We start from the raw sequence: 7,263 nt of genomic DNA, 5'->3' as shown, positions 1-7,263 counted from the left end.
CAGCAAAAGAACAATAAATCAAAATCACCCCAGTTCTCACAAATTTGGGTAACATTTAATTTTGAGGCAACGGGGCTGGAACACCTGCCACGGCCGTCTGCCGCAGGCGCAGAGCCGGCCGCAGCGCTGTACGGCGGTCAGCAATCTCCCGCGTCGCGAAACCCGGTGGTGCCGTGACCGGAAGTGGCCGGCGCGTTGCCGCGTGCGCTGCCCGCTGAGGCGATGCGGCTCTGAATCTCGTGCGTTTTGAAATGCTGCAACCCCGGCTGAGCCGAGGTTGCTGAAACTTCGAATGTCGTGGAATTTCTGGGAATTTGGATGCAACGGCCAAGCTGTTGCGGGAGCATTTTCTCACAAGTCCGCGATTGCAGCGCTAGGTTTCCGTTTCCAAAACCAGCGGGGTGCGCTCCGCCCGGCGCACGGCCTCGTGGTGCTCACTCCTGCCGTTCTTGCCGGCGTGCTCGCGTTTCATTCCGGGTTGCTGCTTGAACCAGGCCACGGTCTTTTCCAGGCCGTCCGCCAGACTGGCCTTGGGTTCCCAGCCCAAGATACGGCGGGCAAGAGAAATGTCAGGCTGCCGCACTTTGGGGTCATCCACCGGCAGCGGCCGCTCCACAATGGTGCTGGCACTGCCGGTCACCCGCACGATCGTCTCGGCCAGCTCCCGAATCGTCATCTCATGGGGATTGCCGATATTCACCGGCTCATGATAATCCGAGATCAACAAGCGATAGATGCCCTCGATGAGATCATCGACATAGCAGAAGCTGCGGGTTTGCGAGCCGTCGCCGAACACCGTCAACGGCTCGTTGCGCAGCGCTTGCGGAATGAAGGCGGGAATGGCGCGGCCGTCGTTGGGGCGCATGCGCGGGCCGTAGGTGTTGAAGATGCGCACGATCTTGGTGTCCACGCCGTGCGTGCGATGGTAGGCCATGGTCAGGGCTTCGGCAAAGCGTTTGGCTTCATCGTAGACGCCGCGCGGCCCGACGGGATTGACGTGGCCCCAGTAGTCTTCTTTTTGCGGATGCACCAGCGGGTCGCCATACACCTCCGAAGTGGAGGCGAGCAGGAAGGTGGCGCCCGTGTCTTTGGCCAGGCCCAGGGCCTTGTGCGTGCCCAGCGCGCCGACCTTCATGGTTTGAATCGGCAACTGCAGATAGTCCATCGGACTGGCAGGTGAAGCAAAATGGAGGATATAGTCCAAACCACCAGCGAGGTAAATGTACTCGGTGACGTCATGCTTGATGAATTTGAATCGCTCGCCGCGCAAATGTTCGATGTTCTCGGTCGTGCCGGTGAGGAGATTGTCCATCGCGATGACTTCATGCCCCGCGTTCAGGAGGTATTCGCACAAGTGCGATCCCAAAAAGCCCGCCCCGCCTGTGACAAGTGTTCTCGGCATAATTTCGGTCTCCACAACTCAATCATTCATTGAAACAGGATGCACAGCCTCGATGTTGGATGTGATTTACCCTAATACCGTCATGGCAGCCGGTCTGAAGAAGCCGCAGAAAGATTCCCTGCGGCTGCCAGGCTGGAACTTCATGCGCTGGTCAGCCAAACCATCACACACGCCCGTTTGCTTCCCGAGCCGGGAACTGCCCAGCGAGGAAGAGTTCTCCTGCCTGACGCACGGGACGCGTTGCTGCCGGCAGTTTTGCCGGCACTTTCGTGGCCGCGCCCTCAGTGCCGAATGACAAATTGTATACCAGGGCAGGCAATCCGCAACCGTGGGCAAATCACATGGGGATCATGAATGGCAGGACCGTCAAAACGGCAACTTAGGCGGGAGAACCGCAATTCCAGCCGCCCCGGCGCAGAGGCGGGGCGGCTGGGATTGCCCTCGAAATGTGTCTCATGCCGGCATGACTGTTCCATCCTCGCGCAGCCACTGGGGCGCCCACCCCAACGCCAGCAGCCGCACCGCAATGCCGGTTTTCTTTGGGCGCACGGCGAGGGTTTCCAGCGCTTCGGTTTGCGCCGCGCCTGCTCCCAGCGCCGCCACTTCGGCGTCGAACTCCGCGTTCAAATCAGCCACCTGCTGCTGCAGCATTGCGAGTGTCTCTTGCGCGCTTTGCACGTCTTGCGATTCCCGGCTGGCGCGGCTGACACTGCGCATCGCGGCGCCGGCCCGGTTGACGTTGGTGCGGCTGAGGGTTTTGCGGCCCATGAACGCGCCCAGAATGGTCGCACCCACGTCCAGCACGGTATTGATCTGCTGACTGCGCGCCTGCGCTTGCTCGCGCGCCACGCGCTCTTCCGCGCGCCGGATTTTCTCTTCGAGCGCCGCGATCTTGGGAGCATATTTGCGCCGCAATTGTTCCATCTCCGCGTCGCGATCCTGCCGCGTGAGCTGGCTCAAGCGCACGCGAAAGTCACGCTCACTTTCGCCCGGCTTGGAAATCTCCTTGTAGCGTGCACTCTTCCACAGCTCCAGTGCGCAACTGCGCTGCAACTCCGCCACAAATTCCTTTTGCCATTTGCCGTAATTCGCCGCTTGCGCCGCGCCGGCCGGCAGCTCGGCAAATCCCGCTCCGGCCTCGGCCTCGCTGCGCAGCTCCGTTTCCGTGACTTTCGCGTCAACCGCCTCCTGCCATTTCACCGCCAGCACTTCATCGGTAATCGGCATCAGGCGGCTGAGCGTTTGCATCACGTCCACACCCTTTTTCGCGTCGCTGAACTGCACCTGCGCCAATCCGAACAGAAACGGTTGATACAACAGCCGGCTATTCGCCGGGGCCTCGCGGCGCACCGGCAGAAACACTTGCGGAATGGTGTTGGGCACAATCGGCCGGCTCGCGCTGGTCGCCGGCGCGGCCGCGGTCACGCGCACGGCCGGCGCGGCGGCGGCCGGCCGGCGGCGTTCATCCATCAGGGTCTTGATCTGATTTCGCGTCAACGGGCCGGCGAGATACGACATCACCCAGCGCGTCTCGAACACTTCCGGCTGGTCTTCGTGCACGTTGTGCATCAGAAAAACCCGGTTGCCCAGGCCGGCCAGCGTTTGTTCCATCAGATTGCGGTCGAACGCACCGCCGCTGCCTGCGCCCTCCAGGCCTTCGAGCACGCGCGCCTTGTCGCGTTCGGTCTGCAGTCTTCCCAAAAACCACGTGCCGATGTTGGACAGGCCTTTGTAATCGAGATCGACCGGATTCTGCGTCGCCAGCACCACGCCCAAACCGAAGGCGCGCGCTTGCTTGAGCAACGTGAGCAGCGGCGCTTTCGAAGGCGGATTCGCCACCGGTGGCAGATAGCCGAAGATTTCATCCATGTAGAAAAGCGCGCGCAAGCTGGTGGTGCCGGACTGCGCCCGCATCCAGCCCAGCGTCTGATTGAGCAACAGCGACACGAAGAACATGCGCTCGGCATCGGAGAGATGCGCGATCGAAAAAATTGCATGCCGCGGCTTGCCGCTCGGCGAATAAAGCAGGCTCTGAATATCGAGTGCCTCGCCCTCCAGCCACGACTGAAAGCTCGGCGAAGCCAGCAGATTGTTGAGCGCCATGGCCAGTTCCAGCCGCTCTTTGGCGGGATAGAACGAATCGAGATCGAATACGCCGATTTTGCCCACCGGCGGCGTTTGAATCGCATGAATCAACGTGGCGAGTTCGAGATGCACGCCCTGCTGCCAGTAGTGATTGAGAATGGTGGAAATCAAAATGTGCTCGCGGCTCTTGATGGGATCCGCGTCGATACCGAGCAGACCCAACAGACTGGTCGCGGTGGTCGCGATGCGTTCGCGCAAGGCGTCGCTATCCTGGCGCACGGCCGCGCTGGGCGCCGCAAACGACTGCAGAATGGAAACGGGCAAACCGGCCGAGCTGCCGGGCGTGTAGATGACGAACTCTGCGGCCTCATGCAGCCGGCGAATGCGGCCGGCCTCCTGGCCCCAGGAAGCCAGTCCGTTTTTCCACAGCTCGGCCTGCTTGGCGGCAAAAGCCTCCGGCGTCAGACTTTTCTTGCGCGCATCGTCTTCATTGATCCACGGCCGGAAGTCTTCCGGCCGCAATTCCGGAAAAGTGAGCAGCAGGTTGCCGAGATCTCCCTTGGGATCGACGATCAAAGCGGGAATGCCGTCGATCGCGGCCTCTTCCAACAGCCCAATGCACAAACCGGTCTTGCCGCTGCCGGTCATGCCGACGCACATCGCGTGCGTCACCAGGTCTTTGGAGTCATACAGAATGAGATTCTCTTTTGCCTGTTTGGCGGCCAGATCATACGCACGCCCCAAATAAAACACACCGAGCTTTTCGAAATCTGTCATGGCTTGATACTGGATGCTTGATACTGGATGCTTGATGCTTGATGCTTGATGCTTGATGCTGGATACTGGATGCTGGATGCTGGATACTGGATACTGGATACTGGATACTGGTCACTGGACACTGGTTACTGATCAGTGTCCAGTGGTCAGGGCACGGTCTTACGCTACCACGGCGGTGCAATGGCCGCAGCGCTTGGCCTTGAGCGGAATCGTCATCATACATTCCGGGCATTCTTTGGTCGTGGGTGCGGCGGGCGCAGCTTCTTCCTTCTTCTTCAGGCGATTCATGGCCCGCACGATCATGAACATGGCAAAGGCAATGATGACAAAATTGATCACGGCATTGATGAAGACGCCGTACTTGATCGCAACCGCCGGCTCGTTCTGGAGATTGACCGCCAGGTTGCTGAAATCGATGCCGCCGGTGAGCAGACCCACGGGCGGCATGATCACGTCATTCACCAACGAACTGATGATGCCGCCGAAGGCCGCGCCGATGATGATGCCCACGGCCATGTCCACGACATTGCCGCGCATCGCGAATTCCCTGAACTCTTTCAACATTTTGCTCCTCCTCACAGAGAGTGATTGCAACCGCATGGGCGTGGCCGGGAAGTCCCTTGCGTCCGGCCGTTCATTCATGCCGCGCCGGCCGCCCGAGACCAGGCCGCACCGCTTTAGAAGAAGGTATAGGACACGCCGAAGCCCAGCACTTGTTTGAGCTGGCGCTTCTTCGAGAGGTTTTCATCATACAACACGCGCACGTTCATATTGACCGTGAAGAGCTTGCCGAGCTTGGCCGTGAGGGTGTTGTCCCAGTTGACATCCACCTCCTCGAGATGCTCAAACGCGCTGAACATTTCCAGCTTGGTGGTGAATAGAACATTCTCCTCGAGCTTCTGCGAGAAATCCGTCACCGACTCGATACCGGTTTCGACCCGCACGTTCTCATCGAGTGCGTTGCCGTACAGCGGCCGGAATTCTTCCGTGCCGACAATGGTCTCCTTCACCGAAAGGCCCAGACGCGTGACGAAATTGTTGACCGGCTTGTAGCCCATGCCCAGGCTCTGCCGCAGGAAGGTGGGATCAAAAGTGTCGGACACCAGCAAACGCGGCGTTTTCCCGTAGTCATAGCCATTGGCAATCTGCGTCAGTCCGTTGAAGGCAACATAGGGATTGAGATACTTGCCGACTTTGTAGGTCAGCACCGATTCCACCCGCAACTCGTCGTCACTTTTGCGCACTTCCTGATCGCCCTGTTTGACCTGGCCGTAAGCAAGTTTGCCGGTGTTCTTCCAATTGATTGTGGTTTGATTGTTTTCCCAGAGCGTTTCAATGACACCCTTCCAGGCCACCGCGTTTTCGCCGCCTTGCGTCCAGTTGCTGTAGGAATTTTGGGTCAGGGTCAACGCGCCAATGAGATTCTTCTTCCAGCCCATCGGCTCCGGCTTGGGCGCTTCTTGCGCCACCGCCGTCCCGGCCGCCAAGAGGGCAGCCAGAGTAAGGGCATGTGCCACGAGTTTTCGCATCTTGCCTCTCCTCACATGAAAGTCAACTTGATGATGGTTCGGCCCGGCGCCGTGTTGCTGCGCGGGTTTTTGCGCCAATTGTCGGCATGCAATGTACAAGTCTCGCCGCAAAAGTCAAGTCGGCAATCCGGCAGCGCTCTCGCCTGAGTGAAAGGCGAGAGGGCTGACCTCATGCCGGCTGCCCGCGGGACGCCGGTGCCAGGTCGGCCCCGGGCCTGAGGCGATACGCCGGCCGCGGCTTGCGAAAAAATCCATATGCAGCAGCACTCAAAAGGGGAAAGCAGAAAAAAAACGGCGGGCGCGATTGCCGTGGCAATCGCGAGTTGGTTGGGAGGAGGGCAGCGCCGGCGCGCCGGGCGTGCGCCGCCGGGTCAATGCAGGCGATACAGTTCAATGCGACGGTTTTTGGCGCGGCCCTCGGTGCTGCTGTTGGAGGCAATGGCATTCGCTTCGCCAAAGCCGGCGCAACGCATGCGCTCGCGACTAATGCCAGCGGCAGCGAGATAATCGTACACCGCTTGCGCCCGTGCCAGTGAAATCTGCAAATTCTGCGCGGCCTCGCCGGTGTTGTCGGCATAGCCGCGAATCTCGAACGCCAGTTCCGGAAACTCACGCAACGTGCGGCAAACGCCGTCGAGCTGCTCCCTCGACTGCGGCGCCGGCTGCGTCTGGCCCTCGGCAAATGTGACTTGGCTCAGCAGGAAGGATTGCCCAATCTCCACCCAAAAGGCCGGCTGCTCATCCGGGCAGCCATCGTTGTCTTCGTAGCCGTTGGCGGTTTCCAGTTCATTCGGGCACTGATCCAGCTCATCGGCCACGCCGTCCCCATCGCTGTCCGAGGTGAGCGCGTTGGAGAGCAGGCTGCGCACTTCTTCGCCGTCACTGAGGCCGTCACCGTCGCTGTCGCGCCGCCGGGGATCGGTGCGGTATTGCAGCACCTCCTCACCGTCCAGCAGGCCGTCGCGATCGCTGTCGGGCCGCAGCGGATCGGTGCGCGTCTCCAGCAATTCAACGCGATCCTCCAGGCCATCACGGTCGCTGTCGCGCTGGTTGGGATCGGTATGATACTTTTCCACTTCTTCGAAATCCGACAGGCCGTCGCCGTCTGAGTCCGCCTGGGTGGGATTGGTGTGATGGCGGTTGATCTCATCACTGTCGATCAGACCGTCTTTGTCGCTGTCCGGTGATCGGGGGTTGGTGCCCAGCATTTTTTCTTCATGATCCGAGAGGCCGTCGCCATCCTTGTCGACTCGTGGCTTGACTTTCGCCGGCTCAAGGCCCTTGGAGTTGAGACTCATGTTTTGCATCGCGGCAAGCGTGAAATCAAAAGAGGAGAACGGCGCGAGGAAAAAAAGTATTGGCAGGAGCAGCTCCAGACCGGCGGCGCGCACCAGGAGGGTGAATTTCGTTGGCATGACTGGCTCCGTTGTTCAGGTGAGGGCAGCCATAGATTCGTTTCCTTGAGATGCG

The 7,263-nt window shown here is 60.1% G+C and carries 5 protein-coding genes; all 5 read right to left on the bottom strand.

All coding sequences use genetic code 11. The features are described 5' to 3' along the window. Positions 1-373 precede the first annotated feature (373 nt). The 5 genes from L6R21_15870 to L6R21_15850 all read right to left on the bottom strand — a co-directional run bounded on the left by L6R21_15870 (position 374) and on the right by L6R21_15850 (position 7,208). Positions 374-1,402 (bottom strand): SDR family oxidoreductase, encoded by a 1,029-nt coding sequence (locus L6R21_15870; GenBank protein ID MCK6560671.1) that lies wholly within the window; start codon positions 1,400-1,402, stop codon positions 374-376. Between the two features lie 453 nt (positions 1,403-1,855). Continuing rightward, the gene (locus L6R21_15865) at positions 1,856-4,264 is read right to left on the bottom strand and encodes an ATP-binding protein (GenBank protein ID MCK6560670.1); all 2,409 of its coding nucleotides are present in this window, start codon (positions 4,262-4,264) and stop codon (positions 1,856-1,858) included. A 159-nt stretch (positions 4,265-4,423) separates the two neighbouring features. Beyond that, the gene (gene mscL / locus L6R21_15860) at positions 4,424-4,828 is read right to left on the bottom strand and encodes a large-conductance mechanosensitive channel protein MscL (GenBank protein ID MCK6560669.1); all 405 of its coding nucleotides are present in this window, start codon (positions 4,826-4,828) and stop codon (positions 4,424-4,426) included. Positions 4,829-4,941: 113 nt separating this feature from the next. Continuing rightward, the gene (locus tag L6R21_15855) at positions 4,942-5,793 is read right to left on the bottom strand and encodes a DUF3078 domain-containing protein (protein MCK6560668.1); all 852 of its coding nucleotides are present in this window, start codon (positions 5,791-5,793) and stop codon (positions 4,942-4,944) included. A gap of 371 nt (positions 5,794-6,164) precedes the next feature. After that, a complete protein-coding gene (locus L6R21_15850) occupies positions 6,165-7,208 on the bottom strand; it encodes an OmpA family protein (GenBank protein ID MCK6560667.1) in 1,044 nt (347 codons plus the stop codon). Positions 7,209-7,263 lie beyond the last annotated feature (55 nt).

The organism is bacterium, from assembly GCA_023150945.1.
Lineage (GTDB): Bacteria > Zhuqueibacterota > Zhuqueibacteria > Zhuqueibacterales > Zhuqueibacteraceae > Coneutiohabitans.
The sequence above is the reverse complement of the archived record's forward strand: the minus strand, read 5'-3'. Positions and strand labels throughout refer to the sequence as shown.

What these genes read in the sequence shown, in the direction of transcription:
- mscL (MCK6560669.1), bottom strand. Translation starts at nt 4,828, where the DNA reads ATGTTGAAAGAGTTCAGGGAATTCGCGATGCGCGGCAATGTCGTGGAC.
- L6R21_15855 (MCK6560668.1), bottom strand. Translation starts at nt 5,793, where the DNA reads ATGCGAAAACTCGTGGCACATGCCCTTACTCTGGCTGCCCTCTTGGCG.
- L6R21_15865 (MCK6560670.1), bottom strand. Translation starts at nt 4,264, where the DNA reads ATGACAGATTTCGAAAAGCTCGGTGTGTTTTATTTGGGGCGTGCGTAT.
- L6R21_15870 (MCK6560671.1), bottom strand. Translation starts at nt 1,402, where the DNA reads ATGCCGAGAACACTTGTCACAGGCGGGGCGGGCTTTTTGGGATCGCAC.
- L6R21_15850 (MCK6560667.1), bottom strand. Translation starts at nt 7,208, where the DNA reads ATGCCAACGAAATTCACCCTCCTGGTGCGCGCCGCCGGTCTGGAGCTG.